The organism is Bacillus cereus group sp. MG4 (assembly GCF_040460055.1).
GTDB classification, from domain to species: domain Bacteria; phylum Bacillota; class Bacilli; order Bacillales; family Bacillaceae_G; genus Bacillus_A; species Bacillus_A wiedmannii.
Window position 1 is genome coordinate 1,455,645 of the sequence record NZ_JARVGZ010000001.1, and the last position, 16,348, is coordinate 1,471,992.

Here is a 16,348-nt window from a genome sequence, read left to right on the forward strand (position 1 = left end):
ATACAAAAAGGAGGAGATAAAATGACTAAAAATAATGAAGTAGGTTGGAATTTAGATAATAGTTATGCTACTTTACCACAATCATTTTATACAGACATCCCCCCTACTCCCGTAAGTTCACCGGAGTTAGTTAAACTAAACCATTCATTAGCAATATCTCTTGGCTTTAATCCTGAAGAACTGAAGAAAGAATCCGAAATCGCTATTTTCGTCGGTAATGCTCTCCCAGAAGACGCTCATCCATTAGCTCAAGCATATGCTGGTCATCAATTCGGACATTTTAATATGTTAGGCGACGGTCGTGCTCTTTTAATTGGCGAACAAATTACACCTTCAGGAAAACGTTTTGACATTCAATTGAAAGGTTCTGGCCCTACTCCGTATTCACGCCGCGGTGATGGTCGTGCTGCACTCGGTCCGATGCTACGCGAATATATTATTAGCGAAGCAATGTATGCACTTGATATTCCAACTACCCGCAGCTTAGCAGTTGTCACAACTGGGGAACCAACATATCGTGAAACAAAGTTACCTGGAGCTATTTTAACTAGAGTAGCAAGCAGCCATATACGTGTCGGCACATTTCAATATGCTGCAGCTCGCGGTTCTATCGAGGATCTTCAATCACTAGCTGACTATACGATACAAAGGCATTATCCAGAAATTGAAGCTCATGAAAACCGATATACTGCATTACTACAAGAAGTCATTAAAAGACAAGCAAGTCTTATCGCAAAATGGCAACTTGTTGGATTTATCCACGGCGTAATGAACACTGACAATATAACAATTAGCGGAGAAACGATCGATTACGGCCCTTGTGCATTTATGGACAATTATGATCAAGGAACCGTATTTAGCTCTATTGATACACAAGGTCGCTACGCATATGGAAATCAACCGTATATGGCCGCATGGGATCTGGCGCGATTAGCGGAATCTTTAATACCAATTCTGCATGAAGATGAAGAAGAAGCATTAAAAATTGCTCAAGACGAAATTTCAAAATTTAGCGTACAATATGAAAACCAGTGGTTCATTGGAATGAAGAAGAAATTAGGACTATTTAATAACGAGGAACAAGATCATTCTCTTATTGAGCAACTTTTAAAAATGATGGAGAAATATAAAGCGGATTACACAAATACATTCCGTTCATTAACTCTCGATACGATCGAAAATACAGCTCTATTTAAAAGTCCAGAATTTAAAGAATGGTACAAACTGTGGCAATCTCGATTAGAAAGACAAGAAGAATCGAAAGAAAACGCCTACGAAATGATGAAAAATAATAACCCATCAATTATCCCAAGGAACCACCGTGTAGAAGAAGCGCTAGAAGCTGCTGTTACAAATGGCGACTATAGCGTAATGGAGAAACTTCTTGAAGCTCTATCAAATCCTTACGCATATTCTACGGAGCAAGAAGAATACTGCGTTCCACCTGTACCGACGAATCGTCCTTATCGTACTTTTTGTGGGACTTGATTGTGTAATATCTTTTAATGTGCTTTCAATTATTGAAGGCACATTTTTATTTTATTCACCATTCACGAATGAAGGAATTATACTCCAACGTATAATTTGTACCCCTAACAAAATATTTTTTCTATTTTAGAATAACTATTTCCTCTTTTCTTTATGAAATGAAACAAAACATAATACCAATTATTCCGATTACCCTAATAATAAACTTACTTAACAAATGTTGAGAAATAATATTTCCACTTTTAAGTAGTATCATTTCTGTTATTATATTTTATAAGAATATTCAAAAAAGGAGGAACTTTTATGTTTACATCCACTAAAAGTGAACAAATCACACAACTGTTAAATGAATGGTACATAGAAATACGATCTAGACATATAAATAATGCAACTCGCCTTAAAGAGCAAATAGATATTAAAATCAATGAATTAAAAACTACTTCTCAAGAGATTGGACAAGATCAAAATCTTTTGCTTTATTATTCTTTATTAGACTTTCGTTATAACTATTTAATTGATAACTTAGGTGTATCTAAAGCTAGTTTTAATCAAGTTGAATCATTTGAAATCCCAACAAATAATTTCTTATCATATTACTACCATTTCTTTAAAGCAATTCATTCTGACGCAGTCGGAAACTATGTACTAGCAAAAGAGCATTATTATAAAGCCGAAGCTTCGCTTCAATATGTTCCCGATGAACTTGAAAAGGCGGAATTCTATTATAAACTAGGGTATTCTTACTACGATAATCAACAAGCACTTCAAGCTATCAAAGAAGTAACAAAAGCTAAAGATATGTTTTCTAATCAATCTGGATATGAACTGAATACGGCTTTTTGTGATAACATTTTAGGCCTAGCCTGCACATATTTAAAAGAATGGGAACTAGCCGAAGAGCACTTTACAGCTGCAATGGATCAATTCCAAAAAATCAGCGAAAAAAGATTTATTTTAATGGTTCGACACAACTTAGGATGGATGTATGCAACACAAAATCTCTCCGCTTTAGCTATTCGTTATCTTTCGGAAGTTGTTGAACAGTCTCCAACTCACTATAAAGCTATCTATGTTAAAGCAAAAGAACATTACAAAATAAATCAGCCTGATATCGCTCATGATCTAATTGAAAAAGGAATAAATATTTGTAATAAATTAGAACAAAAAGAATATCAACATCGTAATTTCATTTTAAGAGAAATGAACAATAATTCACCAGCTGAAGAGTTAGAAAAAGTAATTCTAGCAGGAATTTCTTATTTTAATAACGAAGAGCTATATGATAATGTTCAAGAGTATTATGAAACTCTAGCAACTAAATTTCATGAAGAAAATCAACACTCTAAAGCAAGTGAATATTTTTATTTAGCATTACAAGCAAGACAAAAATCTTTTGAGAAAGGAGCATTAAAATGAAAAAAATACTATTGAGTCTGATGGGAATTATCACTCTATTAACTTTAACAACTAATGTAGTAAGTGACACTTCATCTGAAAATTCTGACATAAAAAGAGTTATGTTATCAGAAGGCGACGGTGGTGGTTGATTTTTATAAGCTTTTATGAAATACTTTTGCAATTCCCACTAAAAAAGAAGCTTATATAAACACAGCTTTCTTTTTAGTGGGAATTCATTTAATAACATTCAACTCTAAATGCTTTGACTAATATACTCACTCCCTCATTATTAAACCCATATTTTTTTGATAAAATTAAAAGATTCTTTCATCGCCCCTCTTACTTATTATAAAAAACTTCTCATCGACTTCGCAATCCCTTTACTCCCCTCACTACCCACTTTCTCAAGTTCCTCCACAACTAATTTCCGCCTCTCCACAGAATGATTTTGACTTAACTTCGCTTTTCCTTCTATTTTACTAATCTTAATTTTAAAACCAACTATCCCTTTACTTAATCCTCCCATATAATTCGGATCTACATCATCAAGTGAATAGGTACTCTTTGGATTTTCATATGTATGTACTAAATCTTGAAGAGAATCTATTAATTCCTGTTCATCCTCAACAATTTCCAATTCTCCATATACATGCACTGCAACGTAATTCCATGTTGGTACTGCATTGTTTGTTTCATACCATGACGGCGAAATGTAACTGTATGGCCCTTGGAATATAGCGAGTACTTGTTGATTCCCACTATCTTTCCACTGTTCATTTGGACGTGCGAAATGGCCATGTAAAGTTAGAGTCTCCTTATTTAATAACAACGGCAAATGCGTTGCATATGGTTCCCCATTATGTTGAGAAAATAATGTCGCAAAGCTATTTTGTTCCATTATTTCGTACTTCATCTCTTCATCTTGTATTGCAAAGTATTTGGGTATGTACATAATCTCCCTCTTTTCTGGTCTTTTATTTCTCATTATATTTAAGTCTCTTTTCATTCAACAGGGCCAGTTTGTATTTGTTTTACAATGGCAGCTTTCTAAAAAGAATAGGCAGCATGTATTCCATGCCGCCTTAGTTTATTCCCTCCAATATACTTGTAATAAATGCCGTTTTACCTTCACTATAGCTCGCTCTATTTTTCGACTCTCTTGCTAACACTTTCTTTAAACTTCCATATTCAATAGCTACATCTTCATGTTCACGAAGGTAATCTCGAAACGCTATATGTCTTCTTAGCTCTTCACTATTCTTATCACACACATATAAATGATGTTCCATCCAAACTGTCCTTTCCCCGTCCCACGGAACAAAAGCGTCCTTTTTGCCAAATACCTCTCTTCCTTCGAAGCTCCAGTCTGCTTGATGGTAATACCCTATAGTTTCAAGCCCTTTTACTACTTCATGAAAAATTTCATAATCTTCTATTACTATATCAATATCTAATATTGGTTTTGCTACAAGTCCTTTAACAGCTGTACTTCCCACATGTTCAACGGATAAAACAAGTTCTTCCATTGCATCGTTAATAATAGTTTGTAATTTATTAAATTCACTTTCCCATTTGATGTTATATTCTTCGATTGTAATTCTCTGTTTCATTGTATCTCTCTCCCAAAAACAATTTATAACCTTTGAATATGTGTATCCTTAAAATCCGTCTCATATTTCAATCCATATCCAAACATTCGATCCATCCCAATATGTGCTGTCCATATTAACCCAATCATTATAACGGTATCTATCTTAAAATAGACACCTATGATAGCTATTAATATAGATATAATATATGTGTGACATATATTATAAATTTTAGCACCAACACGATTATTTATACCGTACGCTAACATTGATAAATCCGGTGCTAAAAGGAATACCCCAAATATAATCCAACTAAATTCATATATCGAATACGTATAAATCGTAGCTAAGAAAACAACAAGTCCTTCAAAATGTACAATACGTTTTTGCATTCTTTATCATTCCTATTTTTCTATATTTACCGATACATTTTCATCACTGTAAGTATTCTTTGCATTTTTTGACCAGATGGTTGCTAAAATTGGTCCCGCAATATTATGCCATACTGCTGCTAATACACTTGGAAGTGCAGCTGCTGGTCCAAAATGCGCTGTTGCCAGCGCAACACCTAAGCCTGAATTTTGCATTCCTACTTCTATTGAAATAGCCCTTCTTGTTCCTTCGTCTAGTCCAAGTACGAACGCTGTTATATATCCGAGTAAAAAACCAAATGCATTATGAAGCATTACTGCAATAAAAATAAACAGGACTGAAGAAGTAATGCTACTTACATTGGCTGAAACAACTGCAGAAACAATAATAATAATTGCTACAACTGATATTAAAGGAATAACAGTCATTCCTTTCGTAACAGTTGTAGGGAAAAACTTCTTCACTACTAATCCTAAAATAATAGGTAGGATAATGACTTGTACGATAGAAAGAAACATAGACATAGCATTCACTGGCATCCATTGTCCTGCAAGTAATAATAAAATAAAAGGTGTAGCAATTGGTGCTAGTAACGTTGATAATGACGTCATTGCAATAGACAACGCTAAGTTCCCTTTTGCTAAATAAACCATAACATTTGATGCAGTGCCACCCGGTACTGAACCGAGCAACACTAATCCAGCTGCTAATTCCGCTGGCAGATTCATAACGTAGGCTAGTACGTATGCGACAAGTGGCATAATAATAAACTGAGCACATACACCGATAATAACTGGCAATGGTTTTGTAGCAATGATTTTAAAGTCAACAGCCTTTAATGTTAATCCCATCCCAAACATTACAACGCCAAGTAAAATTGTTATGTAACTAGTTAACCCGAGAAATGGAGCCGGAATGAAATATGCAATAGCTGCAATACAAATAACCCAAAATGCAAAATACTTTCCAGCTATATTACTTATCGCTTCTAGTACTTTCACCCCATCATCCCCTATCCTTCAACTGAAAAACTTTATTTGGATTCAAAATATTTTGCGGGTCAAGAGCTTTCTTTATTTTTTCCATTACGAGTAATGCCGCCCCATGTTCTTCTTCTTGATACTTCCGTTTCCCAATCCCAACGCCATGTTCTCCCGTACACGTCCCGCCTCGTTTAAGAGCATATAAAACGATACTTTCGTTTATTTCGTCCGCCTTTTCCACTTCTTCTTTATCGTTCGGATCAACCATTAAAAGCACGTGGAAATTCCCGTCTCCTACATGCCCAAGAATACCACCGACAAGACCTACTTTATCTAATGTCTCTTTCGCATGTTGGATTGCACCAGCTAATTCTGAAATTGGTACACATACGTCTGTACTCATAAGCTTTTTACCAGGATAGCTATGAACGTAAGAATATGCTAGATTATGCCGTGCATCCCATAATTTATTTCTCGCTGCCGTTTCCGTTTCAAAAGCAACTTCTTTACATGTATGATCAAAAACAATTTCCTTCGTAAATTCTATATCTTGCTTTAGTCCAGCTTCATTACCGTGAAACTCTAAAAACAGTGTAGGCTCTTCTCTATAACTTGTTTCATTATAATGATTTACTTGTTTCATAGATAATTCATCTACAAGTTCAATTCTTGCAATTGGAATACCCGCTTGTAGTATATTAATAACAGCTTCTACTGCATTATTTATAGTTGGAAACGATGCTCTCGCAGCCATAACATGTTCTGGTATGCCGTATACTTTTAATGTTAACTCTGTAAAGCATCCAAGCGTACCTTCTGATCCTACGAAAACACCATTTAAATGGTAACCTGATGACGACTTCGCTGCTAAATTTCCAGTATGTATTACTCCCCCATCAGCAAGAACGACTTCTAAGTCACGAACTTGATCACGCATTACCCCATACTTAACTGCTGTCGTTCCGCTCGCATTTGTGGCAGCCATTCCACCTAACGTTGCATCTGCACCTGGGTCTACACTAAAAAACAATCCATACTTTTTCAATTCTTTATTAAGCTGAGAGCGAGTCACTCCTGGCTGTACTCTTACAAGGAAATCTTTCTCTCTTATTTCGAGTATTTTATTCATAAGCGAAAAGTCCATTGTAATTCCTTTTTCATATGGAATAACATGTCCCTCTAAACTAGAACCTACCCCAAAAGGAACGACAGGTTTTCCATGCTCACTCGCTACTTTCATTATCCTACTAACCTCTTCGGTCGTTTTCGGAAAAACAACTACATCAGGTAAACTACTAGTATGATAAGATTCATCTTTACTATGTAACTCTCTTACTGTCGTATTCACAACTACTCGATCTTCGGGAAGTACACCCTTTAATTCATTTACTAAACGCTCTACCGTTATTTCCATCGTACACTCTCCTACTCTCTATAAATTAGAATTACAAAATATGTTAAGTGTTTTATACATAATAATCCGAAAAATTAAATAATTCAAGCTTTACATATACGAAATTCGTTTCCTATTATTGAATAAACAAAAAGAACTTGCAATAATTATTGCAAGTTCTTTTCTATAAAGTGAAACTTTAATCAGTGTGGGTTTTGTCCATCCCCCACTGATTATTAGTTGAACCAATCGGGCTTTTACGGGCAGTTGATCCCCTACCTAACTTCTTTGCTTTCGTTGAATTTTGAAGTGTGGGTCTTACTGCCCGTTAATGCGGGATAAAACTATATTTTAAATGACTTCTTTATTAACAACATAAACCAAACTAAAGTAACTGCCATTAACGAATGGGAAAATCCTACAATATAAGTTAATCCTTTAAAGTCCGCTCCATTTAGCTGAAGTAGCCCTCTCGCTGCCAATGAACCTAACATTAAAATTAATGCAATGTTATGTACAACAAACCACTTATTAAAACTTTTCGCTTCATGAAACGCGAATACTTTTGCTAATCCTAAAGCAATTAAAAAGAAGAAAAAGCCGAGTACAAGTGTATGTGTATGCAAAAGATTTAACAAAGTAGATCCTACAATCCCTTTATACTTTCCATACTCTCTAGCGAAAATCCCTGATAATAAACCGATGATTAAATACGTAAACGATGCATTATATAATTTTTTCATTATGTACCTCCTTGAGTAGAATGTGTAGTGTGTCATATTTAGTAATAATGATAGTTATATAGTAAAAACTCCTAGTTACCTAGGAGTCATTGTATAAGTATCTCACTCTTTACAATCAATCCTAATTATAAAATATCCTTTTATACAAAACAAACGAACTTTATGTGAACAAGCAGGACTCTTTTAAAATATGTTGCGATTTCGTATTACGCAATCCATACTAATTATTATAAATATTAAAGGTGGTGCATTGGATTGATAGTTCTTGAAACTGAACGACTCGTTCTTCGCTGGTTTGATATAAAAGACGCTCCATTTATTCTTGAATTAGTAAACGATCCTGCATGGATTCAGTTTATTGGTGATAAAAGAATTAAAAACTTAGACGATGCAAAAAAATACATCTTAAACGGACCCGTTGATATGTATAATAAAATGGGCTTTGGTCTTTACTTAGTAGAGCGAAAAGAAGATTTCACTCCACTTGGTATGTGCGGTCTTATTAAAAGAGATTCATTAGAAGATATTGATATCGGCTTTGCCTTTTTAGAGAAATTCCGTTCAAGGGGGTATGGCTTTGAATCCGCCTCTGCTGTAATAGACTACGGCGTACAGAACCTAGGTATGAAACGAATTGTAGCCATTACTACTATTGATAACATCAATTCAGGAAAACTTTTAGAAAAAGTAGGATTGCAGTTCGAAAAGATAATTTCAGACTCAGGAGAAGATTTAAAATTATTCGGGTATAACGCATAGAAAAAAGGTCACCATTCATGGCGACCTTTTTTACTGATTTTGGAATAATATCTTGAGGTACATTATAGTTTGCACCAATTCTTGTGATTACCAATATACCTTTCATCTCACATTTTTGGAACTTTATAGAAATAAATCTTCCACTTGCAAATAAATTATATTAATATATCAAATAAAGGAAGTGAGAATAAATGGAACAACCACTATTTTTTTAGTTCTTCAATTCATTGCATTTATATTAATCATTTGTATCTTATATGGAATCTTGTATAATACCGTATTGAATTTAAATATGCCTAAATGGACTGCGCATATGGTAGCTACCGCATTTTCCCTTGGTGTTGCCTATCAAACTTTTATAAATTTCATTTGATTTTTCTATAATGCGTAACAAAAAGGTCGCCACTCCCGGCGACCTTTTTTCTATTTCACTTCTACCGTATAATTCCCTGTTCCTCCGCCATACTGATACACATGTAAATAATATTTCCCTGGATATGTGTAGTAACTTCCTACTAACTTATTCCCTTCTTGCTGGGCATACGTAACGTAATTATTTAAATCCGCTTCTGAATAAAGAACCCAGTTTACTCCGATATTATTTTCCTTCGTTACATTAATTTGTAGGTTTTTCGCAGTTTCCACATTTATTTCAAAGTAATCACTCGTATCACCATTTCCTAAACTAGCACGTAAAACTTGATTTAATTGCAGTTTATTTGCTGTTTGGAATGAATTATTTGGCTCTTTTTCTACACTGTTATCTTCTTTCTTTTGAACCGTTACATTCGTTGTAACGGTATTAGTTAATCCTTTATCATCTGTTACTGTCAATTTTGCCGTGTACGTTCCTTCTTTTGTATACACGTGAGTTGGATTTTGTTCATTACTTACAGTCCCATCACCAAACTCCCATTTATAAGCAACAATTTTTCCATCTTCATCTTTTGATCCATCGCTTTTAAACGAAATTGCTGCATTTACATTTCCGTTATATGGACCATTTATAATCGCAACTGGTGCTTTATTCACAGCACCTTCTTCTGTATTCATACCATGGAACACAATATCATATTCAAATTGCCCTGATGCATTCACACGATAATTAACAAAGTAAGCTGTTACTGTTTTGTAGCCTGTCCATTCTTTTGCACTTAAACGTTTTAACGTATCATTTACGTTTTGTGTAATTGTTTTCCAGTCTTCATATTCCCCTTTTGCAGTAGTACCTGTATACGTTCCTTGCAGTGTAAATGTATTAAAGAACTGTGATTTATTTTTCTTAACTGATACATTACTTAATTTTGCTTCTGCTGTAATTTCTGCCGCAATATCTGAAACTGGTTTTGGTGCGTGAGTTACTAAATAATCATCTGATACTAATGGAACATTAAATTTCTCACGGTTATCGACTAACATTTGCATATAATCTTGATACTCTTTATTTAAATTCGCATCTTTACTTAAAGTAGAACGGTATGCATCATATGCTGTTACATCATTTTTTCTAATAAGATCATGAACTTTGTCAAACATATCATATCTCTTATTGTACATATACGATTGTAAAGCGAAGGAATAATTATAGAAATCCCACGTTCCATACTTTGCATTTAACGTTCGCTCTGCCGTATAACGTTCTGCTGGATTTGAAGATATTCCTCCTATAATGCTCTTTCTCGGTACAACATTATCCGTTCTCGTTGCCCCTGCAAAAAACTCCGCATTCCCTTCTTCAAACCAGGATAATCTCTCATTCTCATACATCTTACCTTGTCCCCAAAGCCCTGGTACTTCATATCTACCTTGCAAGTAATGCGTGAACTCGTGTCGGAACAATTCTTCTAAACTATAAATACTTTCTTCTAGCGTACGTTCATAAGTAAAGAACGTACCTGTTCCTTCTATATAAAGGCCACCGTTATTCGTTTCATATCCGTACAATTGACGATTAAATTGATATTCAGCTGGACTATTATAAATAACCATCGTTAATACATCATCAGGATTTCCTTTTTCTAAAGGTTGATCACTTTCAACCGTACGATGGAATTGTGCCTTTACTTCTTTTGCCGCCCAATATAGACGTTTTACTTTTTCTTCTGTCACTTTATCTCCGGCCTTTAAAACAATTGCCCCATCATCAAACGTATACGTTTTCGGCAAATACTTTTTCTTCCCATCTTCTCGTATTTGATCTAAATTAACAACATTTCCATTTGCATCTTTCCCGCCATAATTCGTCGCGATTTGCTCAGCCGCTACGAAATATTGCTCTCCTAAATACGGATACATTTTCATCGCGTCTGTTACAACTTGCAATCCTTTTGTTCCTGTACTATGGAACGTACCAAGTCTACCTGTATAATAAATACCATTATTAATTAACCAACCATTCTTCTCTGTCACCGTTCCGATTAAAGCAAAACGACTTAATTCATTAATATAGCTATCAATTTTTTGGTACCATACTGTATCTTTCGGTGCTTTTCTCGTATCGTACAAATACGATTGAATGTCGTAATCAACACCTTGCATAATATCGTAAATCGCATTTCCAGCTGAAAGATTGTCTACCAATGTAGAAAAATTATCGTTATATTGTTTGAAAATCTTTGCAGCTGATGTTATCGTTTCCACATCACTCGAAGCATTTCCTATTAATTTTCCGTATGATGATACAACTCTATTTTGTTCTAACGTACCGAGTTTGAAATTCGGGTTATTCGCAATCGTTTTTAATGCAGGTAAGCATTTATCATGATAGCTCCGCTCATTTAGTTTACTTAATTCTGTATGATAAAATCCTAAATAAAATCCTGAACGCAATACCTCTACTAAAGTCTCAATCCCTTTGGAGTCATCTTTCGTATAAGCTTGTCCTTGCTGCTTCAATTTATCAATAATTGCCTGCATCCTACTATCATTTTGATAGAATGCAAGACTATCCTTATTAAACTGAAATAGTCCCGTAATTTGCTCCCAATCGATTGTTACAAGTAAATCTACTAACTGCTGATTGCTTAATTGATTTAACTCAGCAATTGTATAAGTTTTCGCTGCAGCTAATTGCTTACTCTCCTTTTTCAATTCAGGCGGCCTTTGTGACAAATCAGCAAATTGTAGCCTCTTCTCAAAAGACTTATTTTCAAGTACTTTTGATGAATGAGCTAATTCTTGTACTGGCAATTGTACACCAACTGGCTCCATTTTGAGCACATTTCGATAAGAAACTTGTTCTCCCTTTGTGCCTTCTGCCAATGTGCTCCCTTGAAAACTCCCTAACATTAAACTAGCAAAACTTACTCCTACTAACACTTTTTTTGAATAGCCTTTCATGCTCTCCCCTACCTTACATTTTTTAGTGTCCCACACCATTATTTTACTATTCTTACTTTTTATTCTGTATTGAGAAAGAATAAGGGAACGTTCACATATGTATCCATATCGTGCAAAATTAACACTTGACTTTTCGTGCAATTCATATCAAAAAAAGATAGATAATAGCGAAATTCCTTCTACATCTATCTTCGTTTTCAATGCTATGATTTTAACTTTATAAACGTAACTTCCGGTAATGTTTGCATATGCTGAATAAACTCATTCTTTTCTTCTGACGATATATTTTTCAGCTGCATCCCTACCTTATAAACAGTTTTTGTACCTTGCTGTGAAGCTTCCACTTCATATGAAAGTATCGGAATGCCTTTCACTTGTAGCGTTTCTACTATTTGTTGTACCGCCTCATGTTTATTTATATACATTAGCACCGTTATATTTTGCGGAAATAAAAATTGCACATTAAAAATACGACTCACAATCTCTAGACCAATTAAAACAAGAATCGTCGCTCCAATCCCTACTACATACATACCAGCCCCAATTGCCAATCCAAGTCCGGCTGTAGCCCATAAACCAGCCGCTGTCGTTAATCCTTTCACCGCCTGCTTTTGAATAATAATTGTCCCTGCACCTAAAAAACCTACTCCACTAACAACTTGCGCTGCAATACGGCTCGGATCAAGAGCCATATGTTCCTCATTCATAATATCTGAAAAGGCATATTTTGAAACGACCATTATTAAAGCACTTCCTACCGCTACTAGGAAATGTGTTTTTAATCCCGCCTCTTTTGATCGAATTTCCCTTTCAATACCGATTATTGCTCCTAACAAACCTGCAACACCGATTCGTATAATTAAATCAACATTTACACTCACGAGCCCTTCCCCCTTTCGTTCATTATAGATAGATAAAACAAAAATTATCACACACATCCGTTTATCGATATGAAGGAATTTCACTAAAATACACTTAATACCCCAACCATTTTATGTTAATATTTTAAATATTAACATAAAATGAATAACTTCTATTTTTAAAACTCCACAAATTTTCTTAAAAAACAAAGGTGGATTACATAAAATGAGGTTGAGAAAATTCAGAAAACGTTTTCATTTTGTGTCGCAATTTTTTATACATACTATTTAAATAAAGGAGCTTACCAACAATGAACGTCTCTTTACTTACACCTACTACCGATTTACAAGAAGAATACTTAGATTTTTATAACGAATGGAAAGATAGCGGTGAAACAATGATTCCGTGGGTTATCTCAAAAGATCCCTCTAATTTCACGGCAATGATTCAAGAACTTCACGATGCACATAACGGAATAAACCTTCCTGAATCTTGGGTACCAGACTCTACATATTGGCTTGTTACAGATGAAAATAAAATTGTGGGAGCTGTTAATATACGTCATAGTTTAACCGAACATTTATTTAACGCTGGCGGTCATATTGGTTATGGCATTCGCCCTTCTGAAAGAAGAAAAGGTTATGCTACGAAGTTATTAGAGTTATCTCTAGAAAAAACGAAGGAATTAAATATCACGAGAGCACTTGTCGTTTGCGATGAAGTAAATACTGCTTCAGAAAAAACAATTTTACATAACGGTGGGCTTCGCGATGATGATTTCACTGAGGAAGATGGTAACGTTGTAAGAAGGTTTTGGATTGAGCTATGAAGAAGTCATCCAATGAAAATAACCTTATTATAGAGAAATATAGTAAAAGTGACGAGCTAAAAGTAAAACAACTTATTGATTTATACAATGAAGAATCTTATCTATTTAACTTATTACGAGATAATAAAACAAAATGTGCGTATGTTGCCTACTATAAAAAAGATGTAGTAGGCGTCTTTTTCACGTGGAACAGTAACTTCCATCCATACTGCACATACTTTCGAATATATACAAATCCTTTCTATTCAGAGCTACACATTGAACAATTTTTATTAAACGAGATTCAAAAACGAGAAAACTTCAAATTACCATTACAAACCTCTATATGGGAAACATCGGCTCATTTAAAAGCCTATTATGAAGAACATAATTTTACGGAAATCCGAAGAACATATATGCCGATATTAGACTTCTTTTATGCTGTCTCTATTTCAAACTGCACTGTAATACCACTAGGATCTACTACTGTAAATCCGTTTGTACTTTCGTTTACTTTATGCTGTTTTTCTATTAATCTTTCTTTCACTTCATCTAACGCTTCTTTATGCGGCAATATTATTGTATACACTTTTAATCCAGTTGCATGCGCTGGTGGGTGCGGATTATTTACTCCGTTCCACGTATTTGCACCGATATGGTGATGATATCCTCCTGCAGAAATGAATAAGCAGTCATCTTCACGCTGTTGTACTTCAAATCCTACTGTCTCTACATAAAACTCGTGTGACTTCTCTACATCTGCTATTCGTAAATGTACGTGCCCAACGACAGTATTAGCAGGTAATCCATCAACCTCATAATCAACGAGTGTTGCCAGTTCTTTTAAATCAAGCGGGGTACTTCCTCCTGGCCCTTCTCCCCATTGATCGCGCGGACGATCCGCATAAATTTCAATACCATTTCCCTCTAAGTCCTGTAAATAAAACGCTTCGCTATACGTATGATCGCTTGCGCTATTAAACCTTGAAATTGGTAAAATTTCATTTGAATATGTATAACGTCCCTCTTGCTCAGCCGGACTATCAATTACGTTCTTATTACGAATCACACCCAATAATGCCGAAGCAAAAGCCTCACGAGTTGGAACTAAAAAGGCTACATGATATATACCAGTCGTACGCGGTTCTTGCAGTACCCCGTCCTCTAATTTTTCAAGAACAAGTAACGTGTTCTTTCCACCTTTTCCTGATAAATATGCTTTATTCTCCTCACGCTGAATTACTTCTAAGCCTACTACATTCTCATAAAAAGCAATTTGGCGCTCTAAATTTTGCACTTTAAATTCAACATGACCAATACGTGTTTTCGGATGAATTTGTACCATGAATTACTCCATCTCCTTATCCCGATATTTTCCTATTTCATATAACCGTTACTATGAAGGATACAACTAAAATCATCCTATGTAAATAAGAAAAGTCAGAATTTATACACATTTTTATTTTCATAATAAAAAAGCCATCCCTTCTAACTTTCAGAAGAGATGGCTTTATAACTCTTATTTCATTTTATGTACTTCAGCAACTAACTTTCCACCCTGAATGCCCATATAAAGTTTCACAGGTGCATCATTCGTGTTTTCAAACACTAAGTCTAAGTATGGATACGCAATTGTAGCATCTCTTCCTTGTGGAACATAACCTACCGTTTTAGAATGTGTCGTTCTCTCTACCATTTTCAAACCAGCTTGATCTGCTGCATTGTATAAAGTTGATGATGTTTGACAAACACCACCGCCGTATCCATCTACTAATTTACCATCTACAATTTCTTTTCCTAATTGGTATCCTTTATCTGGCGTTGTATCACCTATTAATGCATTGAAAGAGAAACGGTCTCCTTTCGCTAATACAACCCCATTTATGCTCGCTGCTGACAAACGAATATTCTCAATACGACCACCTGCTGAGCCACCTAAATTCGTTTCATATCTACCAATTACTGTGCCACTTCCTTGCGCATCACTTAATGTTGCGATAGGCTTTTTCTCAACAATAGGTAATTGATAGGAAGAATCCCACATACCAACGTTTAATAATTTATCTACTAATTCTTTTTCCATTAACTCATAAGCAGGTTTTCCTTCTTGCCAACTTCCATCAGGTGCTACGCGTGAAGGAACCATCTTTTTATCAACGCTTTTCCCAACCTCACTAGCAACCTTCGTTACCGATTTTTTAAATTTTGCTTCATCTTCAAAATAACCTAGACTCGATAAATCTAGCTTTTTCACTTCCGTACCAGTACGACCATCTACTAAACTAATAGAATCCTGCACCTCTGCTTTAGCCTCTACCGTGTGGCCACCAATGTCACTTACTAATGCAACATCACTTACTTTTGCACCACAACCACTCACTATAGCTACACATAACACCCCAACTAATATACCCTTTACTTTACGGAACAATATACTCTCCCCTTTTTCCCAATATTACTTTTATGTATTATTTCATTTTTATGTATGTTTTGTTACAATCATTTTACAATATATTTATAAAATGTTACAAGTTATTTTTTACTCTATATAAATTACTCTTTTCTTTTCTAAATGTCTATACATATTTACACAAAAGTTGGAGTTCGATAAAATT

General features: G+C 34.9%; 15 protein-coding genes and 2 pseudogenes. 7 read left to right on the forward strand and 10 right to left on the reverse strand.

Annotation, left to right across the window (positions count from 1 at the left end):
- Nucleotides 1–21: 21 nt before the first annotated feature.
- The 3 genes from QCI41_RS07715 (at nt 22) to QCI41_RS07725 (ending at nt 3,035) form a co-directional block, all read left to right on the forward strand.
- Nucleotides 22–1,488 (forward strand): protein adenylyltransferase SelO, encoded by a 1,467-nt coding sequence (locus tag QCI41_RS07715; protein WP_353837717.1) that lies wholly within the window; start codon nt 22–24, stop codon nt 1,486–1,488.
- Nucleotides 1,489–1,791: 303 nt separating this feature from the next.
- Nucleotides 1,792–2,904 carry a Rap family tetratricopeptide repeat protein gene (locus QCI41_RS07720; RefSeq protein ID WP_000495320.1) on the forward strand — a complete coding sequence of 371 codons (1,113 nt, stop codon included), beginning with the start codon at nt 1,792–1,794 and terminating at the stop codon, nt 2,902–2,904.
- Nucleotides 2,901–3,035, forward strand: a complete 135-nt coding sequence (locus QCI41_RS07725) for a hypothetical protein (protein ID WP_000722387.1) — start codon at nt 2,901–2,903, stop codon at nt 3,033–3,035. Before QCI41_RS07720 ends, QCI41_RS07725 begins: the two co-directional genes overlap by 4 nt.
- 197 nt (nt 3,036–3,232) lie before the next feature.
- Here QCI41_RS07725 and QCI41_RS07730 read toward each other — a convergent pair whose 3' ends face one another.
- The 6 genes from QCI41_RS07730 to QCI41_RS07755 form a co-directional block, all read right to left on the reverse strand.
- The gene (locus tag QCI41_RS07730; RefSeq protein ID WP_353837716.1) at nt 3,233–3,838 is read right to left on the reverse strand and encodes an FMN-binding negative transcriptional regulator; all 606 of its coding nucleotides are present in this window, start codon (nt 3,836–3,838) and stop codon (nt 3,233–3,235) included.
- 130 nt (nt 3,839–3,968) lie between these two features.
- Entirely contained in the window at nt 3,969–4,496 is a 528-nt protein-coding gene (locus QCI41_RS07735) for a GrpB family protein (protein WP_353837715.1), read from the reverse strand.
- 23 nt (nt 4,497–4,519) lie between these two features.
- Nucleotides 4,520–4,867 carry a DUF4260 domain-containing protein gene (locus QCI41_RS07740; protein WP_353837714.1) on the reverse strand — a complete coding sequence of 116 codons (348 nt, stop codon included), beginning with the start codon at nt 4,865–4,867 and terminating at the stop codon, nt 4,520–4,522.
- 12 nt (nt 4,868–4,879) lie between these two features.
- Nucleotides 4,880–5,848, reverse strand: a complete 969-nt coding sequence (locus tag QCI41_RS07745; protein ID WP_353837713.1) for a bile acid:sodium symporter family protein — start codon at nt 5,846–5,848, stop codon at nt 4,880–4,882.
- 4 nt (nt 5,849–5,852) lie between these two features.
- A complete protein-coding gene (locus QCI41_RS07750) occupies nt 5,853–7,244 on the reverse strand; it encodes an FAD-binding oxidoreductase (RefSeq protein ID WP_353837711.1) in 1,392 nt (463 codons plus the stop codon).
- Nucleotides 7,245–7,567: 323 nt separating this feature from the next.
- Entirely contained in the window at nt 7,568–7,966 is a 399-nt protein-coding gene (locus tag QCI41_RS07755) for a DUF2871 family protein (protein ID WP_046957809.1), read from the reverse strand.
- A gap of 255 nt (nt 7,967–8,221) precedes the next feature.
- On the opposite strand from QCI41_RS07755, the gene QCI41_RS07760 reads away from it, so the two are divergent.
- Both QCI41_RS07760 and QCI41_RS07765 read left to right on the forward strand, forming a co-directional pair.
- Nucleotides 8,222–8,725 (forward strand): GNAT family N-acetyltransferase, encoded by a 504-nt coding sequence (locus tag QCI41_RS07760; RefSeq protein WP_088081836.1) that lies wholly within the window; start codon nt 8,222–8,224, stop codon nt 8,723–8,725.
- A 191-nt stretch (nt 8,726–8,916) separates the two neighbouring features.
- Nucleotides 8,917–9,098 (forward strand): annotated as a pseudogene (locus tag QCI41_RS07765) (hypothetical protein).
- A gap of 50 nt (nt 9,099–9,148) precedes the next feature.
- Here QCI41_RS07765 and colA read toward each other — a convergent pair.
- Nucleotides 9,149–12,064 carry a collagenase ColA gene (gene colA, locus QCI41_RS07770; protein ID WP_353837710.1) on the reverse strand — a complete coding sequence of 972 codons (2,916 nt, stop codon included), beginning with the start codon at nt 12,062–12,064 and terminating at the stop codon, nt 9,149–9,151.
- Nucleotides 12,065–12,267: 203 nt separating this feature from the next.
- Nucleotides 12,268–12,945, reverse strand: coding sequence for an MgtC/SapB family protein (locus QCI41_RS07775; protein ID WP_353837709.1), 678 nt, complete (start codon nt 12,943–12,945; stop codon nt 12,268–12,270).
- A 290-nt stretch (nt 12,946–13,235) separates the two neighbouring features.
- Here QCI41_RS07775 and QCI41_RS07780 point away from each other — a divergent pair, with 290 nt between their 5' ends.
- Nucleotides 13,236–13,754, forward strand: a complete 519-nt coding sequence (locus QCI41_RS07780; RefSeq protein ID WP_046954615.1) for a GNAT family N-acetyltransferase — start codon at nt 13,236–13,238, stop codon at nt 13,752–13,754.
- Nucleotides 13,751–14,185: pseudogene (locus QCI41_RS07785) on the forward strand (GNAT family acetyltransferase); the annotation flags it as partial. The gene QCI41_RS07780 and the pseudogene QCI41_RS07785, both read left to right, overlap by 4 nt.
- On the opposite strand, the gene QCI41_RS07790 reads toward QCI41_RS07785, so the two are convergent.
- Both QCI41_RS07790 and QCI41_RS07795 read right to left on the reverse strand, forming a co-directional pair.
- The gene (locus tag QCI41_RS07790) at nt 14,170–15,078 is read right to left on the reverse strand and encodes a VOC family protein (RefSeq protein ID WP_353837708.1); all 909 of its coding nucleotides are present in this window, start codon (nt 15,076–15,078) and stop codon (nt 14,170–14,172) included. The pseudogene QCI41_RS07785 and the gene QCI41_RS07790 sit on opposite strands and share 16 nt — an antisense overlap.
- Before the next feature lie 174 nt (nt 15,079–15,252).
- On the reverse strand, nt 15,253–16,164 hold the full coding sequence (locus QCI41_RS07795) for a VanW family protein (protein WP_353837707.1): 912 nt from the start codon (nt 16,162–16,164) through the stop codon (nt 15,253–15,255).
- Nucleotides 16,165–16,348 lie beyond the last annotated feature (184 nt).

Bases quoted from the DNA above. Each gene is read 5' to 3' on its own strand.
- QCI41_RS07740 (WP_353837714.1), bottom strand. From the start codon at position 4,867: ATGCAAAAACGTATTGTACATTTTGAAGGACTTGTTGTTTTCTTAGCT.
- QCI41_RS07780 (WP_046954615.1), top strand. From the start codon at position 13,236: ATGAACGTCTCTTTACTTACACCTACTACCGATTTACAAGAAGAATAC.
- colA (WP_353837710.1), bottom strand. From the start codon at position 12,064: ATGAAAGGCTATTCAAAAAAAGTGTTAGTAGGAGTAAGTTTTGCTAGT.
- QCI41_RS07725 (WP_000722387.1), top strand. From the start codon at position 2,901: ATGAAAAAAATACTATTGAGTCTGATGGGAATTATCACTCTATTAACT.
- QCI41_RS07790 (WP_353837708.1), bottom strand. From the start codon at position 15,078: ATGGTACAAATTCATCCGAAAACACGTATTGGTCATGTTGAATTTAAA.
- QCI41_RS07750 (WP_353837711.1), bottom strand. From the start codon at position 7,244: ATGGAAATAACGGTAGAGCGTTTAGTAAATGAATTAAAGGGTGTACTT.
- QCI41_RS07730 (WP_353837716.1), bottom strand. From the start codon at position 3,838: ATGTACATACCCAAATACTTTGCAATACAAGATGAAGAGATGAAGTAC.
- QCI41_RS07720 (WP_000495320.1), top strand. From the start codon at position 1,792: ATGTTTACATCCACTAAAAGTGAACAAATCACACAACTGTTAAATGAA.
- QCI41_RS07755 (WP_046957809.1), bottom strand. From the start codon at position 7,966: ATGAAAAAATTATATAATGCATCGTTTACGTATTTAATCATCGGTTTA.
- QCI41_RS07715 (WP_353837717.1), top strand. From the start codon at position 22: ATGACTAAAAATAATGAAGTAGGTTGGAATTTAGATAATAGTTATGCT.
- QCI41_RS07735 (WP_353837715.1), bottom strand. From the start codon at position 4,496: ATGAAACAGAGAATTACAATCGAAGAATATAACATCAAATGGGAAAGT.